Origin of the sequence: Pseudoxanthobacter sp. M-2, assembly GCF_046156265.1 — a bacterium.
Classification (GTDB): Bacteria; Pseudomonadota; Alphaproteobacteria; order Rhizobiales; family Segnochrobactraceae; genus CAMDHY01.
Map to the genome: position 1 here is coordinate 949,032 of NZ_JAWDIR010000011.1, position 15,710 is coordinate 964,741.

The following is a 15,710-nucleotide window of genomic DNA, read 5'->3' on the forward strand; positions in this document are numbered from 1 at the left end:
CCCGGCCGTCTCGTCACCGGCAGCACCGCGGCTTCGCTCACGGCGTGCCGGCTTTGGCGATCTGGCCGGGGTGCAGTTCGGCGGCGAGCGCGCGCGCCACTTCCGGCGTGCGCGGCCCGAAGCCGAGCAGCGACTGGCCATCCATGGTGACGAGCCAGCCGTTTGCCGCCGCCGGCGTGCCGCGGAAGGCGGGCAGGGCGAGCACGTCGCCGCCGGCGGCATGGGCGCCGCTGGTCATCATCAGCACGACGTCGGGAGCGGCGGCGAGCACCGCCTCCTCGCTCATCGGCTTGTAGCCGGAGAAGTCCGCCGCGACGTTGATGCCGCCGGCGAGCCCGATGATCGCGTCGGCGGCGGTATCAGTGCCGGCCGCCATCGGCACCCCGTCGCGCAGCGAGATGACGAACAGCACGCGCGCCGGCGTGCGGATCGCCGCCCGTGTCTCCGCCAGTGCCGCGAAGCCCTGTTCCACTTCGGTCGCAAGCGCCGCGCCGCGCTCTTCCGCCCCCAAAGCCGCGGCGAGGAAGCGGATGCGGCCGGCGACCGCCTCCGGCGTGGTGGCGTCGTCGACCAGCACCACCGGCACGCTGGAGGCGGCGAGCACCTCGACCACCTCCGGCGGGCCGGCGCCTTCGGTCGCGACGATCAGCGACGGTCCGGTCGACAGCACGCCCTCGGCCGACAGCGCGCGCATGTAGCCGACGTTCGGCTTCTGCGCGAGGGCGCGGGCCGGCGCCGTGCTGGTGGTGTCGACCGCGACGATGCGGTCTTCCAGGCCGAGGTCGTAGAGGATCTCCGTCACCGCCCCGCCGATCGAGACGATGCGGGCCGTGTCCGGCGTCCCCACCGGCGTGCCACGGGCGTCCACCAGCGCTTCGGCCCACGCCGGGCCGGCGAGCGGGATCGCGGCCACAAGGAGCGCCGCCACGATGCTTGCGGCGACCCGCCGGGCGATCCACCCCGGCGCAGGCAATCGGCGTCCGATGCCGAAACCCGGCGCCTGCCCCTCGACGCTCGCCTCGTCGATCGGTGGCAGCGGTGCGGCGGCGGCCGCGACGCGTCCCTCCCCTGACAGGGGGAGGGACAGGCGACCGCAGGTCGACAGGGTGGGGTCTCTCGAGCCGGACCACACGAGATCAGCAGCCTCCTGCCGTCCACTGCCTGCAACCGGGGCCGGGGACATTTGTCCTCGCCGGATCCTATCCCGCAGTTCGCGGCCCCGTTCCGGTCTCGCACCGGCGGAAGCGCGCGTCTCGCCTGCTCCGGGGAGCGCCAACGCCTGCGTGGCTGCCGGCGGCGCCGACCGTGCGCACGCCAAGCTTGGCGCGAGACGTCGGGTCGGCGCCGGGAGGGGGGATGTCAGGGTCTGCGGCATCGGTCGTTCCTTGCGTCCCGGCGCGCCGCCGCCCCAGTCGAAGAGCGGCGCGGCCGGCTCATTTCGTCAGGATCAGGCGGCCGCGCGCGGTGACGCGCAGCCTGTAGTGTTCGCCCTTGTGGACCAGGATCGCCTCGCCGGTGTCGCCGCACAGCGCCGCCACGTCCCAGCGCGCCGGCCGCCCCCCCGACCCTCCGGTCGGCCGATGGGCCATCCCATCGGATGTGGCCGGCCGCGGCAGCGGCCTGTCCGTCGGCGCGGCGACCGCCGCATCCGTGGGATTGTCCTTCGTCATCGCCGCGCCCCCGCCGAGGTCGCCGCCGTCTGGCCCAAGCCTTCGCGGGCAGTCGTGGCCGCCTCGTGCCGGTGCGCAGCGCGATCAGGCGCAGCCGGGGCAGCCCGCGGCCAGGGCCGCGCGGCGTCGTTCGCACGACCGGCCTGCACCTGACAGGCGTTCGCGCCTGCGGCCGGCCGTGCTAGCGTTGGCGCCGAGCCCGGCCAGCGGCCGCGCGCCCATTGCGGCCCGTCCCCCGGCAACGCCCGGCGGGACCGGCCACCAACGGAGGACGCTCCATGTTCATCGCCATGAACCGCTTCCAGGTCTGCCGCGGCGAGGAGGCCGCCTTCGAGGCCGTCTGGCTCGGCCGCGACGTCCACATCGACCGCGTCCCCGGCTTCGTCGCCTTCCATCTGCTGCGCGGGCCGGAACGAGAAGATCATACCCTCTACTCCTCCCACACCATCTGGGCCTCGCGCACCGCCTTCGAGGACTGGACCCGCTCCGAGGCCTTCCGCGCCGCCCACCGCGACGCCGGCTCCGGCAAGCGCCTCTATCTCGGCCACCCCCAGTTCGAGGGCTTCGAGTCCATCCAGGAGGTGCTGCCGGCCGCCGCCGCCGCGGCCGAGTGATGGCCGTCGCGGCGACATGCCGGTAACCTCAAGGCGAGGCGACCGCCGCGACGCCTCGCTGGTGACCTCGACGCGAGGCGACCGCCACGACGCCTCGCCGGTCGCGAGGATGGGTGAGGACGACGTCCTTCTGCCCCAGTAAACCGTTCCCACCGCGGCGCTCGGCGTGACCGTCCCGATCATCCTCCGCGTCCTCGGCGGGAGGCGCGGAGCCGCCGCCCGAGCCCCCGGCGGGCTCGCCGGCGCGTCCTCGCCCCGAGCGGCGGACGCTTCGCCTGCCGACGACTCGGACCCGGCAATCCTCGCCACGGCAAAACCCGATACGGCACAGCCCGGCATGGCCGACCGCGACTGCCAACGAGACGATCGCCCAGTGACGGGCGGCTTTCTGCTGTGATGATCCATGACCACGGCGACAATGGCCACACGGGTCGCCGTGCCGTCAAGCGTCCGCCGGATGATGAGGGATCGAACTACTCAAACAAGAATTGAAACAACTACAAACGATGGTCGGTAGCCTAGAATATATAAAATCTAAACAGGCCTATCGATGGATGAATCCCTGCCTCCGACATTGACAAGCGCAGGGTGCCGGAGACATTTTCAGGTCGCTTCTGGCGCCGGCAGGCGAGGCGCCGCTTTGGATTCTGGTGGGCGACGAGGTTGCTCCGGTCATGGCCGGCGCCTCGCGCCGCCGTTGCGGAGTGCCGCGTGCCCCTTTCCCCCGATCGCTCTCCTGCCGTCTGCACGGCCGGCGCGCCGCTCGCCGCCCGTTGGCTCGGGGCGTCGGTCCTCGCCGTGCTCATGTCAGCGGCGGTGCCTGCCGCTTCGGCCACGACGACCTCTCCGGCAGAGGCGTCGGGCGCAAACGCCGCCTCGGCGGCCAGCGTCGCCGCAGACGTCGGCCCGACGGTCGAGCTCAACCGCCTGGAGGACGCTGGCGGGGGCTGCCGGTTGACCCTCGTCGTCGCCAATCCGGGCGCGCAGCGCTTCGACGAGCTGAAGCTCGATCTCGTGCTGTTCGACGGCGACGGCATCGTCGCCCGCCGCCTCGCGGTCGAGACCGGGCCGGTGCGGGCGAACAAGACGGTGGTGCGGTTGTTCGAGGCGGCCGATCTGCCGTGCGCCGGCATCGGGCGCCTGCTCCTCAACGACGTCGTCGCCTGTACGGGCGAGGACGGCGCGATCCCCGGCTGTGTCGACCGCCTCACCACGGCGTCGCGCGCCGCCGTGCCCTTCGAGCGATGAGCCGCGCCGTGCCGCCCGCCGCCCGTATCCTCTCCGCAACCTCGCGTGCAACAACCCTGCACCCGTCTGCGAACGGCAGCGCCGCGCGGCGTGTCGCTGCGCTCGCCATGGTTCTCGGCGCCCTGATGCTGCCACTCGCCGCGGCCGCGCAGGCGCCGGGCGACGCGATCCCGCCCGGCGGCGATGCGGCCGGGGCTCCGGCCGCCCTCTCCGAAACGTCGCCGGCTGCTGCGGGTCCGGCGGCAGCGGTCGACGCGGCGCAGTCGCCCTCCGGCGCCTCGTCTGCAGCGTCCGCAGACGCATCCCCCGCCACCGCTTCCTCCAGAAGTGTCACCCCCGCGGCGCCCGGCGCGCAGACCGAAGCCGCGCTCGCCGCGCGGGCGCACCTGCCGACGGATCTCTCGCCCTGGGGCATGTTCCTCGCCTCCGACTGGGTCGTGAAGGCTGTGATGATCGGGCTCGCCTTCGCGTCCGTCGTCACCTGGACGGTGGCGCTGGTGAAGTCGTTCGAGCTCGCCGCGGCTGGACGCCGGCTCGGGCGCGACCGCGCCACCCTGTCGGCAGCGGCCGGCCTCGCGCCGGCGGCAGAGCTGCCCCTCGGGGCCGAGGCGACCACCCTCGTCGCTGCCGCGGTCGAGGAAACGCGCCTCTCCGCGGGTCTCTCGGCCGCCGGCGTGAAGGAGCGTGTCGCCTCCCGCCTCGAGCGGGTCGAGGCCGCCGTCGCGCGCACGCTGCGCCGCGGCACCGGGGCGCTCGCCACCATCGGCGCCACCGCGCCCTTCGTCGGGCTGTTCGGCACCGTCTGGGGCATCATGAACTCGTTCATCGGCATCTCCGAGGCGCAGACGACCAACCTCGCGATCGTCGCCCCCGGCATCGCCGAGGCGCTGCTCGCCACCGCGATCGGCCTCGTCGCGGCGATCCCGGCCGTCGTCCTCTACAACCACTTCGCCCGGCGCATCGCCGACCGCCGGCAGGCTCTCGCCGACGCCTCCGCCGCGGTGATGCGGCTCGTCTCGCGCGATCTCGACCGGCGCGTCGCCCGCGGCCTCGCTGCGGCCGCCGAGTAGGCGGGCACCATGGCGGGCCATCTCGATCCCGGTGGCGACGATCTCGAGGAGACCCACGAGATCAACGTCACGCCGTTTATCGACGTGATACTGGTGCTGCTGATCATCTTCATGGTCGCAGCACCGCTCGCAACCGTCGACGTGCCCGTCGACCTGCCGGCCTCGACGGCGGCGCCGCAGCCAAGGCCGGAGGCGCCGCTGTTCGTCACGCTCACCGCCGACAACGGCGTCGTCGTCGGCGAGGCGCCGGTGGCCGAGGGCCGTCTCGCCGCGGCGCTCGATGCCGTGACCGGCGGCGACCGCGAGCAGCGCGTCTTCCTGCGCGCCGACCGGGCGGTCACCTACGGCGATCTCGCGGCGCTGATGAACCGGCTGCGTGACGCCGGCTACCTGAAGATCGCCCTCGTCGGCCTCGAGGCCGGGGCTCCGGAGGCCGGGGCGGCGCAATGAGCGCGGGGCGAGGGTCCCGCCTTCCGGTGCGGCCTGCGACCGGGTTGTCGCCGCGATGAGCGCGACGGCGACCATGGCCCCGGCGCCTCCGACGGGACTGCCGCCGCGCGACAGCCTCGTCTGGGCGCTCGCGTTCGCCATCGTGCTCGCCGCCCACCTCGCCGTCGGCCTGGCGCTCTTGCAGTCAGAGCCCGCGACGGGTCCGGTCGAGGCGGCCGAGCCGATCGCCATGATCGATCTGCCGCCGGCGCCGGTGCTTCCGGACGCGGTCGCCGCGGTCGATCTGCCGCCGTCGGCCGCCCAGTCGGTGCCGCTGCCGGAGGCGCAGGCGATTGGCGGCTCGACGGTGCCGGACATCGCGCCGGAAGCCCCCGAGCCCATCGAGGCGCCGCTCGCCGCCAGCGAGCAACTGCCGCCCGAGACGGCACCACCACCGCCGGTCCCGACCGTGCGCCCCGCCGACGCCATCGCCGCCGAGGCGGTGCCGCCGGAAACCGCCGCTCCGGTCGCTGCCGAGGCACTGCCGCCGGTCGAGACGGCAGAGGCGGCGCCGGTTGCGCCAGCGGAGGCCGCCGCGGCCGAACCGCCGCCCGAGGCCGCGCCGGTGGTGCCGGATGCCGCCGTCACCTTGCCGGGTCCGGTCGCCCTGCCGCGGGTGAAGCCGGACGTGCCGCCACCCGCCGAACGCCCGCAACCGGCGGCCACCCAGGCGAAGACGCCCGACCGCAAGACGGCGGCGGCGAAGCCGCAGAAGCCCGCCGCGCCGACGAGCCAGCGCAAGACTGCCGAGACGCCGGCGGCGAGGAAGCCCGCCGGACCGGCCGCGGACACGCCGAAGGCCGGTGCCCGTCCGCAGTCCGCCGCCTCGGCACCGCGCGCTGCCGGCGGAGGACCGGTCGCCGACGCCCTGAAGCAGTACCAGGCGAAGGTCCGTGCCGACATCGAGCGGGAGGTCCGCCGGATGCAGCACAGCGGCAGGGGGCGGGCCGCCGTGCGCCTCGCCTTCAACCGCAACGGCACCCTCACGAGCGTCGACATCGCGACCACCTCCGGCAATCCGGCGATCGACCGGGCGATCCTCCAGGCGGTGAAGCGGGCGAGCCCCTTTCCCGCCGCACCGGCAGACCTCACTCAGGCGAGCTTCAACTGGACGATCGGCCTCAGGGTGAACAACTAGCCGGGCAGCCGAACCCGGCCGTTGGCGTCGAGCGGCCAGTGGGGGTTGAAGGCGATCTCCCAGAGGTGGCCGTCGGGGTCGGCGAAATAGCCGGTGTAGCCGCCCCAGAAGGTCTCGGCCGCCGCCCGCGTCAGCTGGCCACCCGCCGCCGCCACCTCGGCAAGCGTAGCGTCCACCGCCTCGCGGCTCCCGAGGTTGAGGGCGAGCGCGACGCCGCCGAATGCCTGCTCCGACGGTGGCGGCAGGCCGGCATCCTCCGCCAGCGCGGCGCGGCTCCACAAGGCGAGCACCGGCCCGCCGAGGTCGAAGAAGGCGGTGGAGGCGGTCGATTCCGACGAGCGCCGCCAGCCGAGGCGCTCGTAGAAGGCGGTGGCACGGGCGACGTCGTCGACGCCGAGGGTGAGCAGGCTCATGCGCTGGTCCATCGATGGTCCTCTGTATTCCCGCCGTCGCTCGCCGCCTCCGTGGCGCCGGCACGCCGTCTCAGAACAGGCTGAGCTGGCCGCCGACCGGCACCGGCGGCTCGAACAGGTCGGTGCGCGGGCGGTGCTTCTGCTTGTTGAGGCCGAGCCGCTTCGCCGCGAGCTCGAAGCGGCGGCCGAGCGCCCAGGCATAGGGGCCGGTTCCGGTCATCCGCTTGCCGAAGGTGGCGTCATAGTCTTTGCCGCCGCGCATCGCCCGGAGGATCGACATGACGTGGCGGTAGCGGTCGGGATGGTCACGCGCGAGCCACTCCTTGAACAGGTCCGCCACCTCGAGCGGCAGGCGCAGCACGACGTAGCCGGCCTCGGTAGCGCCGGCTGCGGCTGCCGCCTCCAGCACGCGCTCGACCTCGGCGTCGTTCAGGGCCGGAATCACCGGCGCCATTAGCACCGCCACCGGCACCCCGGCCTGCGAGAGCGCGGTGATCGCCTCCAGGCGCTTGGCCGGCGTCGCCGCGCGCGGCTCCATCGAGCGGGCGAGCCGGCGGTCGAGCGTCGTCACCGACACCGCCACCTTGACGAGGCCGCGCGCCGCCATGCGCGACAGGATGTCGAGATCGCGCACGACCAGCGCCGACTTCGTCACGATGACCGCCGGATGGCCGGTGCGTTCGAGCACCTCCAGCACGCCGCGCGTCAGCTTCCGCTCCCGCTCGATCGGCTGGTAGGGGTCCGTCGCCGTGCCGATGGCGATCGGCTTCGGCTGGTAGCCGGGGGCGGCGAGGTCACGCTCCAGAGCCTCCACCGCGTTCGACTTGGCGAACAGCCGCGTCTCGAAGTCGACCCCCGGCGACAGGCCGACGAAAGCGTGGTCGGGGCGGGCGAAGCAGTAGATGCAGCCGTGCTCGCAGCCCCGGTAGGGGTTCGCCGAGCGGTCGAAGCCGATATCCGGCGAGGTGTTGCGGGTGATCAGCGAGCGCGCCCGCTCCTCGCGCACCTCGGTGCGCAGCGGCGGCAGCTCGGCGAGGCTCTCCCAGCCGTCGTCGACGGTTTCGCGGGCATGCGGCTCGAACCGCCCGACCGGATTGAGACCGGCACCGCGCCCGCGACGGCGGTGCTCGGCAACACCGATGCCGGCACGCGCGTCGCGGCTGCCGGGTGCGGCGGGATCGAAGCGGTCGTTCGGGCGGGCGAGGGCGGTCGTGCTCATGGGCAAGCTCGGCGATCCTGAGGTTCGGCCCGCCGCATCGGCGCGGACGGCGGGGCGATGAGAACAAAGCGTTAACATCGCGCTCGGAACGAAGCAAGAACAAAGAGGGTGGTGCCCGAATCCCGTTTGGTCCGCTGCTGGCTCACGCTTGTGCCGCCCGCGCCTGCCGCGGCGTCGCGCCGCGCCGCTCGGCCCGCCTCACGGTGCAAACGATTGTCGCCGGCGGTCCCGGGGCGGCATCTTTGTGCTAGAAGGGCAGGGATGCTGACCGTCGTCATCGCCACGCAGGATTGCGAGGAGCCGCTCGCCCGTACGCTCGCCGCGCTGGTACCCGGCGCCGCCGACGGCGTGGTGGGGGACGTCGTCGTCGTCGATGCCGGCTCGGCCGACGGCACGGCGATCGTCGCCGATGCGGCCGGCTGCACGCTCGTCACCGCGTCCGGCCCACTGGGAGCGCGGCTGCGGCGGGGCGTCGAGGCCGGGCGCGGCCACCGCTTCCTGATGTTCCTGCGGCCGGGGGCAGTGCTCGAGCCCGGCTGGCACCGCGAGGTCGGTGCTTACCTCGACCGCCCTGGCGCACAGGAGCGGGCCGCCGTGTTCCGCTTTGCTCTCGACGAGCCGGGGCTCGGCGCTCGGCTGTCGGAATGGCGGGCCGGGCTCGGGGGAGCGCTTCTCGGGCTCGCCGCGCCGCAGCAGGGCCTACTGGTGTCGCGCCGGCTCTATGCCAAGCTCGGCGGCCATCGCGACGATGCCGGCTATGCCGAGCAGGACCTGCTGCTGCGCCTCGGCGCCCGCAGGCTGTCGGTGCTGCGCACGCGCGCGCTGCTCGATCGGCGCACCGCCGAGGGCCAGCGCCTCGGCCTCGCCGGGTTGGCGCTCCGCCTGCCGGCCGCCGTCGTCGCCCGCCGCGCCGCCTGATCCATCGGGATCAGCGTGGGGGCGTCAGCCCTGGCGCGCCTTGCCACGCTTCAGGTGCTCGTCCAGCCGCGGCATGATCTCGACGAAATTGCACGGCCGGTGCCGGTAGTCGAGCTGGCGCTCGAGGATGCCGTCCCAGGCGTCGCGGCAGGCGCCGGGCGAGCCGGGCAGGCAGAAGACGAACGTCGTCCCGATCAGCCCGGCGGTGGCGCGCGACTGCAGGGTGGACGTGCCGATCTTGTCGTAGGAGATGCGGTGGAACACCGCCGAGAAGCCGTCCATGCGCTTCTCGAACAAGGGCTCCAGCGCCTCCGGCGTGACGTCGCGGCCGGTGAAGCCGGTGCCGCCGGTGGTGATCACCACGTCGACGGTGCCCACCCAGCCCTGCACGCGTGCGCGGATCGCCTCGATATCGTCCGTCACCACGGCGCGGTCGGCGAGGCGGTGGCCGGCGTCGGCGATACGGGCGGCGAGCGTGTCGCCGGAACGGTCCTCGGCGAGCGAGCGGGTGTCGGAGACGGTGAGGACGGCGATCGTCACCGGCACGAACGGCCGCTCGGCCGTCGCCCCGCCGGAGGTGGCCGTGGATGCAGCGGCGCATCCACCGTCCGCGGTTGCCTTCGCGTCCATCTGCGTCTCCGTTCCGCCTGTCCCGCCGCGTTGCCCTCAAGGTAGGATGGCGACGGCTGAGGGGAAAGGGCGGGGCGATTCGCGGTCCGGTGGTCCGCCGGGGGAGAGACGCGCGTGTGGGAAGAGCTCCGGCGGCCGATCGACGCCTACTGCGAGCGTGTCGACGCGAGCCTGTGGTCCGAGCCACTCAACGCCGTCACCAATGCCGCCTTCATCATCGCCGCGCTGGCGGCGCTCAGCCTCTGGCTGCGCCGCGGTCGCGGCGACGGGCCGGCGCTGGCGCTGATCCTCGTCGCCTTCGCCGTCGGGCTCGGGTCCTTCGCCTTTCACACCGTCGCCACCGTCGGGGCCTCGCTCGCCGACGTCATCCCGATCGCGATCTTCATCTACGGCTACTTCTTCCTGGCGATGCGGCGCTATCTCCGGCTCGGGATCGTCGGCGGGGTGCTCGCCACCATCGGCTTCTTCGCCGCCTCGGTGCTGATCTCGCGCAGCCTCGGCGGGCTCGTCGGCTCCTCGGCCGGCTACGTGCCGGCACTCATCGCCCTCGTCGGGCTCGGCGGCTACCTCGCCACCCGCCGCCATCCGGCCGGCGAGGGGCTGATCGCCGCCGGGGCGGTCTTCGCCGTGTCGCTGATCGCCCGCACTGTCGACGGGCCGCTGTGTGCCCTTGTGCCGATCGGCACGCACTTCCTCTGGCACGTCTTCAACGCCATCGTGCTCTACGTGCTGATCGCCACCGCCATCCGCGTCGGCCCGGTGCGATCCCCTCAGACCGGCGCGGTCGAGTAGCTGCGGTAACGGTACGGCGCCTCGGCGCGGGCGTCCGCCTCGGCGATCGCGATGAGCTGTCCATGCAGCGGCGAGCGGTGGCAGGCGGGGTCGGTCGCCGCGGCGTCGCCGGCAAAGGCGAGCGCCTGGCAGCGGCAGCCGCCGAAGTCGATCTCCCGCCGCTCGCACGTCCGGCACGGCTCCTTCATCCAGGCCGTGCCGCGGAAGGCCTCGAACGCCGGCGAGCGCGCCCAGATTTCGGCAAGCGCGTGCTCGCGCACCGACCAGAAGTCGAGCCCCGGGATCGTCTCCGCCGCGTGGCACGGGAGCACCTTGCCGGTGGGCGTGACGTTGATCGACCGCCGTCCCCAGCCACCGACGCAGGCCTTCGGCAGGCGGGCGTAGTAGTCCGGCAGCACCGCGTCGATCACGAGCCGGCCCTTCAGCCGCACCCGCGCCGCGTCGACCACCGCCATCGCCCGCAGCACGGCGTCGCGGCCCGGCATCAGCGAGGCCCGGTTGGCGAAGGCCCAGCCGTAGTACTGCACGTGGGCGATCTCGAGCCGCTTCGCACCGATCTGAAGCGCCAGCTCGACCAGGTCGCCGATCGCCGCGATGTTCGCGCGGTGGATGACGGCGTTCACCGTGAGCGGCAGCCCGAGCGCCACCACCCTCTCCGCGAAGGCGAGCTTGATGGCGTGGGCGCCCGCCAGCCCGCCGATGTCGTCGGCCACCGCCGCGTCCGCCGCCTGCACCGAGAGCTGCACGTGGTCGAGGCCGGCATCCGACAGCGCCTCCAGCAATCCCGGCCGCAGGCCGACGCCGGAGGTGATGAGGTTCGAGTAGAGACCCGTCTCGGCGCAGTGGCGGGTGATCTCGACGATGTCGCGCCGCGCCGTCGGCTCGCCGCCGGACAGATGCACCTGCAGCACGCCGAGGGCCGCCGCCTCCGACAGCACCCGCTTCCAGGTCTCGGTATCGAGCTCGCCGGCGCGCCGCTCGAGCTCCAGCGGGTTCGAGCAGTAGGGGCACTTCAGCGGGCAGCGGTGGGTGAGCTCGGCGAGGAGCCCGATCGGTGCGGGGGGCGCAGGCGTGGCGAGCGCCGACGGCGCGAGGGCGGGGGCGTCCATCGCGCTCATGGCTCCAGCATCCGCTTCTCGGCGAGGTCGGCGAGGAAGGCGCGCACGTCGCGCTCGATGTCGGCCCGGTCGGCGTCGAAGGCGAGCGCGAGGTCGTCGACAATCTCGGAAAGCGTCGCGACCCCGTCGCAGCGCTTCAGGATCTCGGCGCCCACCGCGTCGGTCTCCAGCACCCGCTCGGGAGCGAGGATCGTCCAGCCGCCGCGCACCTGGTCATGGTGCAGCCGCACGCCGCGCGGCAGCCGCGGCCGGCAGGTGGCTGCCGGATCCCCCGCGGTCATCGCGGGCCTCCCGCCGCGGTGTCTGGAACGAAGGCGCCCGGCGGCGGCAGTCGCGGCGCCACATAGGCGAAGTACAGGGCGTCGAGCTGCGCCCACAGCACGTCGCACTTGAAGCCGAGCGCCGCGATCACGGCGCGCTGCTTCTCCGCCGTCAGGGCGTGCGCCTTGACGTAGGCCAGCGCGAAGTCGGCGTCGCGCGGCGCCTGGGTCAGGCGCTGGCCGAAATAGGCGAGCGTCTCCTGCGAGACGAAGTCGTAGCCGGCGAGCATGCCGGCGACGCGGCTGCGGATGATGCCCGGCGCGAACATCTCGGTCAGCGACGAGGCGATCGCCTCCAAGAGCGGCCGTTCGCGGCAGAAGGTGACGTAGGCCTCGACGGCGAAGCGCGTCGCGGGCAGCAGCCCCGCGCCAGTGGTGACGTAATCCCGGTCGAGGCCGAGGCCGTCGGTGAGCTTCAGCCAGCGGGCGATGCCGCCTTCGCCCTCGCGCTCGCCGTCGTGGTCGACGATGCGCTGTCGCCAGGCACGCCGGAGCGCCGGATCTTCCAGGCGGGAGACGATCGCCGCGTCCTTGCGCGGGATCGCCGCCTGGTAGGCGTAGCGGTTGAGCGCCCACGCCTGCACCTGGCCGCGGTCGAGGGCGCCATCGTGCAGCAGGCGGTGGAACGGGTGGCGGTCGTGGTAGCGCGCCGCCCCGAGCGCCCGCAGGCGCTCCTCGAGGCCCTCCGGCGTCAGCGGGCTGTCGTCGTCGACGGCGAAGAGGTCGGCGACGGGGGCCGCATCGCGGGGGTCGGCGTGTCGGGCGGCGATGGCCATGACGTGTCCTCCCGGGCGCCGCGCACCGGCAGCGCGATCTCCGTGCCGTCCTCGGCAACCGTCCAGCCGGCGGCTTCCACCGCGCGGCGTTCGGGCGAGCCGTCGACGAGCATCGGGTTGGTGTTGTTGATGTGGACGAAGACCTTGCGGCCCGCCGGCACGCCGGCGAGAGCCTTCAGCGAACCGTCCGCCCCGCCGACCGGCAGGTGCCCCATGCGCCGGCCGGTTTTCGTGCCGACGCCCGCCGCCGGCATCTCGTCGTCGTGGAAGACGGTGCCGTCGAAGAGCAGCGCATCGGCGCCGGCGAGCCGGCGGGCGAGCGCCGGCGTCACGGCGGCGCAGCCCGGCACATAGTCGAGCCGGACGCCGGCGCACCGCACCGAGAGGCCGATGGTCGAGCCCGTCTCCGTGCCGATTTCTACTGTCGCCCCCTCGAGATAGAGCGGGACCTTGCCAGGGACTGTGAACGCCTCGACGGTGAGGCCGGGCAGCGGTTCGAAGGGACGTCCGACGACGATCTCCCGCCACGCCACCAGAGCCGGATCGAGCACGCCGAACAGCGGGTTGGCGCTCACGGCCGCTCGTGTCTCAGCCGTCGCAAACACCGTGAGCGGTGCTTTCTCGCGCAGCGTCAGCAGGCCCGCGACGTGATCGACGTCGCCGTTCGTCAGCACCACCGCACGGATCGGAGTGTCGCGGCCGCCTTCGCCGCCGCGTCGCGGATGCAGCGCCAGCGTCGCGCGGACCTGCGTGCCGAGGTCCGGCGAGGCGTTGAGCAGCACCCAGTTGCGGCCGTCGGCACTGATGGCGAGGCTCGACTGCGTCCGCGGCTTCACCCGCGGGTCGCCGTCCCAGGCGAGGGCGCAGACGGAGCAGCGGCAGTTCCATTGCGGGTAGCCGCCACCGGCCGCTGCCCCGAGGACGATCGCGCGAAGGCGGTCGGCCACCGGCTGAGCGCCTTCGCGCATGGCGTTGTGCCTTGTCTTCGTCAGTACTCGGGCGGCATGTAGCCGTTGATTTCGAGGCCGACGCAGATTTCCACGAGCTTCGGAGCCTTCCAGGCCATAGTCGTCTCCTCTCGATGCGCTTCTTGCGTCCGCGAACATTCGCGGACGCAAGAAAGCTAACACGAGTCTTCGGAGACGGGAACAATAAAGAGTCGACGCCGGGAAGTATTGCTCTTGAATAAGAGAGTTATTATTATATTCGGCAGACGTGGATGTCGGGTGTCCGCAACACAGCACTCTGGCTAGCGCTCCCGGATTTGCCCGAGGAATCGCCATGGCGCAGGCGGCCGGCGAGGCCGAGCTGGCCGCGCCGGCCGACGGCACACATCGAGCGGATTACGATGCCTCAGCAGCTCGTCTGGTTGCTGGCCGCAGCGTGGTCCTGGCCCTCGGCGGCCGCGGTCGGCTGGCCGTCCTGCTGGCGCTGCACGTCCTGCCCCGACGTCGCGACATCGGTGCCGCCACCCGGTTCGCTCGCCATCGGCATGTTGGAGCCGTCCTTGGAGACCCCGCCCGCGGCGTTCGCCTGCTCGCTCGCCGGACCGGTGGTCGTGCCGGAGCTCCCGGCGTCGGCGCTGCCATCCGCCGGCTGCTGCAGCGGCGCCAGGCTGCCGTCCTTGGAGATGCCGGCCGAGTTGGTCGCGCAGTCGGCGTTCGCCGAGGCGGCGCCGAAGGCGAGAAGGGCGGCCGTCGCGGCGGCCGTCAGGATCGTCTTGCGCATGATTGTTTCCTCCGTGCGTGTGGCCCCGCGGGAAGAAAACCCTGCCGGAGGCGCAAAGTTGCACGGAGGCAAGTGCGGCCGCCGTTACGCTGCGCTCGCCTGCGTCTCCTCGACCGGCGCTGAAAGCGGCTGCGGCCGGCCGACGAGATAGCCCTGCACGGTGTCGGCGCCGAGCGCCTGCAGGACCCGGAGTTCACCCTCCGTCTCGACACCTTCGGCGACGATGACGCTGCCGACGTCGTGGGCGAAGGCGATCAGCGCCGTCGCGAGTGCCCGGCGGGCGGGATCGCTGTCGATGTCGCGCGTCAGGTTCATGTCGAGCTTGATGATGTCGGGGCGCAGCTGGAGGATGTGCTGCATGCTCGCATAGCCCGCCCCGGCGTCGTCGACCGCGAGGCGGACGCCGCGCGCCCGCAGTGGCCGCAGCGCCTCCGACAAGGCGTCGTAATCGTCGACGGTGGCGTACTCGGTGAGCTCGACGACGACCCGGTCGGCCGGCGCGACAGTGAGCAAGGCTTGAAATGCGTCGCCGCGTATCGTTGCGGGCGAGGCGTTGATCGACAGGTAGGTGCCCGCCGGTAGCCATCCGGCGCTATCCAGCGCCTTGCGAACCGCGGCGATCTCCAGCGCCTCGCGAAGCCCGACCTCGTCGGCCTCGGCGAACCAGACGTCCGGCGTGCGCTGGGGCGCTCCGGAAAAACGCGAGAGGCACTCGTAGCCGACGATGTCACGGCCGGGCAGGGCGCAGATCGGCTGGTGGACGATGAAGAACCCGTCGCCGTCGATCATCGCCTGGACTTGCGCGGACCGTTCCGCCGCCGCGATCGCGCGCTGCCGCTGCCGGTCGATTTCGAAGGCGGCTAGATCGGCGAAAGCCCGCATCATCTGCAGGTCGCGGCGGTTGAGGGAGGTGTCGGCATTCGGGCCGAGGCAGCAGAACATCCCGTAGACCTCGCCATCCGACAGGCGGATCGGCACGCTCACGTGCGCGCCGATCGGCACGGCGGCCGTGATCGGCATCGCCATCGCGACCGGTTCGCGGGAGGTGTCGGGAATGAGTTCCGGCAGGCGACCGGCGAGGATGTGCCGGCAGTAGACGTCGTCGAGGGAGCGCGAGTCCCCCGGCTTGATCAGATCCTCGAGACCCGGGGCGTCGACTTCCCGGAACACTGACTGCCCGTCGACGAACTCCGACACGTAGGCGACCTGCAGGCCGAGATGCCGTCGCATCACCTGCAGGGCCCGCTTGACCATGCCGGTCGCATCGCGATCGCCGGGGATTGTCGTGGCGATGAGGCCGGTGAGGTCGTCGCTGGAGATCTTCATGGCTCTGTCCGCGGGAAGAAGGGGGAGGGTGGCGGTGCAAGTCGGACGGCACGATCGGTCCTGTCGGGCAGACTGTTCACGCGTGCAGCCCCGCACAACACCGCAACAAACTCCCCCCACCGAACGTTCCCGGCCCCTCCGTGGGATCGAACAGACGCCTGTACGCCGCGAAGCTTGCGCCAGATGCAGCGGCCTCAAGATTCTTTGCGGTTTCTCCCGCAGACCGTTCCGTTTGGAACTG

The 15,710-nt window shown here is 72.7% G+C and carries 18 protein-coding genes and 1 pseudogene; 7 read left to right on the forward strand and 12 right to left on the reverse strand.

Annotation, left to right across the window (positions count from 1 at the left end; translation table 11 throughout):
- Positions 1 to 37 precede the first annotated feature (37 nt).
- Both RUR49_RS09425 and hemP read right to left on the reverse strand, forming a co-directional pair.
- The gene (locus RUR49_RS09425; RefSeq protein ID WP_409146100.1) at positions 38 to 928 is read right to left on the reverse strand and encodes a hemin ABC transporter substrate-binding protein; all 891 of its coding nucleotides are present in this window, start codon (positions 926 to 928) and stop codon (positions 38 to 40) included.
- Between the two features lie 505 nt (positions 929 to 1,433).
- Positions 1,434 to 1,670 carry a hemin uptake protein HemP gene (gene hemP, locus RUR49_RS09430; protein WP_409146101.1) on the reverse strand — a complete coding sequence of 79 codons (237 nt, stop codon included), beginning with the start codon at positions 1,668 to 1,670 and terminating at the stop codon, positions 1,434 to 1,436.
- A 278-nt stretch (positions 1,671 to 1,948) separates the two neighbouring features.
- Here hemP and RUR49_RS09435 point away from each other — a divergent pair, with 278 nt between their 5' ends.
- From RUR49_RS09435 to RUR49_RS09455, 5 genes are all read left to right on the forward strand, one after another.
- Positions 1,949 to 2,284, forward strand: a complete 336-nt coding sequence (locus RUR49_RS09435) for an antibiotic biosynthesis monooxygenase family protein (RefSeq protein ID WP_409146102.1) — start codon at positions 1,949 to 1,951, stop codon at positions 2,282 to 2,284.
- A gap of 711 nt (positions 2,285 to 2,995) precedes the next feature.
- Complete coding sequence (locus tag RUR49_RS09440; protein WP_409146103.1) at positions 2,996 to 3,532, forward strand: Tat pathway signal protein; 537 nt, start codon at positions 2,996 to 2,998, stop codon at positions 3,530 to 3,532.
- Positions 3,529 to 4,602 (forward strand): tonB-system energizer ExbB, encoded by a 1,074-nt coding sequence (gene exbB / locus RUR49_RS09445; RefSeq protein ID WP_409146104.1) that lies wholly within the window; start codon positions 3,529 to 3,531, stop codon positions 4,600 to 4,602. Before RUR49_RS09440 ends, exbB begins: the two co-directional genes overlap by 4 nt.
- Positions 4,603 to 4,611: 9 nt before the next feature.
- On the forward strand, positions 4,612 to 5,052 hold the full coding sequence (gene exbD, locus RUR49_RS09450) for a TonB system transport protein ExbD (RefSeq protein ID WP_409146105.1): 441 nt from the start codon (positions 4,612 to 4,614) through the stop codon (positions 5,050 to 5,052).
- Positions 5,053 to 5,125: 73 nt separating this feature from the next.
- Complete coding sequence (locus RUR49_RS09455; RefSeq protein WP_409146106.1) at positions 5,126 to 6,229, forward strand: TonB family protein; 1,104 nt, start codon at positions 5,126 to 5,128, stop codon at positions 6,227 to 6,229.
- On the opposite strand, the gene RUR49_RS09460 is transcribed toward RUR49_RS09455, so the two are convergent.
- Together RUR49_RS09460 and RUR49_RS09465 are read right to left on the reverse strand one after the other, a co-directional pair.
- Positions 6,226 to 6,642, reverse strand: a complete 417-nt coding sequence (locus RUR49_RS09460) for a VOC family protein (RefSeq protein WP_409146107.1) — start codon at positions 6,640 to 6,642, stop codon at positions 6,226 to 6,228. The genes RUR49_RS09455 and RUR49_RS09460 overlap by 4 nt on opposite strands.
- A gap of 70 nt (positions 6,643 to 6,712) precedes the next feature.
- Positions 6,713 to 7,861, reverse strand: coding sequence for a PA0069 family radical SAM protein (locus RUR49_RS09465; protein ID WP_409146108.1), 1,149 nt, complete (start codon positions 7,859 to 7,861; stop codon positions 6,713 to 6,715).
- A 261-nt stretch (positions 7,862 to 8,122) separates the two neighbouring features.
- Here RUR49_RS09465 and RUR49_RS09470 point away from each other — a divergent pair, with 261 nt between their 5' ends.
- Positions 8,123 to 8,779: a hypothetical protein gene (locus RUR49_RS09470; protein WP_409146109.1), complete on the forward strand. Its 657-nt coding sequence runs from the start codon at positions 8,123 to 8,125 to the stop codon at positions 8,777 to 8,779.
- A gap of 24 nt (positions 8,780 to 8,803) precedes the next feature.
- On the opposite strand, the gene moaB is transcribed toward RUR49_RS09470, so the two are convergent.
- Positions 8,804 to 9,409 carry a molybdenum cofactor biosynthesis protein B gene (gene moaB / locus RUR49_RS09475; protein WP_409146110.1) on the reverse strand — a complete coding sequence of 202 codons (606 nt, stop codon included), beginning with the start codon at positions 9,407 to 9,409 and terminating at the stop codon, positions 8,804 to 8,806.
- A 114-nt stretch (positions 9,410 to 9,523) separates the two neighbouring features.
- Between moaB and RUR49_RS09480 the strand changes: the two genes are divergently transcribed.
- A complete protein-coding gene (locus tag RUR49_RS09480) occupies positions 9,524 to 10,201 on the forward strand; it encodes a hypothetical protein (RefSeq protein WP_409146111.1) in 678 nt (225 codons plus the stop codon).
- Here RUR49_RS09480 and pqqE read toward each other — a convergent pair.
- From pqqE to RUR49_RS09515, 7 genes and pseudogenes are all read right to left on the reverse strand, one after another.
- A complete protein-coding gene (gene pqqE / locus RUR49_RS09485; protein WP_409146371.1) occupies positions 10,180 to 11,310 on the reverse strand; it encodes a pyrroloquinoline quinone biosynthesis protein PqqE in 1,131 nt (376 codons plus the stop codon). The genes RUR49_RS09480 and pqqE overlap by 22 nt on opposite strands.
- Before the next feature lie 5 nt (positions 11,311 to 11,315).
- Positions 11,316 to 11,600, reverse strand: coding sequence for a pyrroloquinoline quinone biosynthesis peptide chaperone PqqD (gene pqqD / locus RUR49_RS09490; RefSeq protein WP_409146112.1), 285 nt, complete (start codon positions 11,598 to 11,600; stop codon positions 11,316 to 11,318).
- Positions 11,597 to 12,415, reverse strand: a complete 819-nt coding sequence (pqqC, locus tag RUR49_RS09495) for a pyrroloquinoline-quinone synthase PqqC (protein ID WP_409146113.1) — start codon at positions 12,413 to 12,415, stop codon at positions 11,597 to 11,599. Before pqqC ends, pqqD begins: the two co-directional genes overlap by 4 nt.
- A 29-nt stretch (positions 12,416 to 12,444) precedes the next feature.
- Positions 12,445 to 13,383, reverse strand: a pseudogene (gene pqqB / locus RUR49_RS09500) (pyrroloquinoline quinone biosynthesis protein PqqB); the annotation flags it as partial.
- Between the two features lie 20 nt (positions 13,384 to 13,403).
- Positions 13,404 to 13,481, reverse strand: a complete 78-nt coding sequence (gene pqqA / locus RUR49_RS09505; protein WP_409146372.1) for a pyrroloquinoline quinone precursor peptide PqqA — start codon at positions 13,479 to 13,481, stop codon at positions 13,404 to 13,406.
- Between the two features lie 287 nt (positions 13,482 to 13,768).
- A complete protein-coding gene (locus tag RUR49_RS09510) occupies positions 13,769 to 14,143 on the reverse strand; it encodes a hypothetical protein (RefSeq protein WP_409146114.1) in 375 nt (124 codons plus the stop codon).
- Positions 14,144 to 14,227: 84 nt separating this feature from the next.
- Positions 14,228 to 15,469 carry an EAL domain-containing protein gene (locus tag RUR49_RS09515; RefSeq protein WP_409146115.1) on the reverse strand — a complete coding sequence of 414 codons (1,242 nt, stop codon included), beginning with the start codon at positions 15,467 to 15,469 and terminating at the stop codon, positions 14,228 to 14,230.
- Between the last annotated feature and the right edge of the window lie 241 nt (positions 15,470 to 15,710).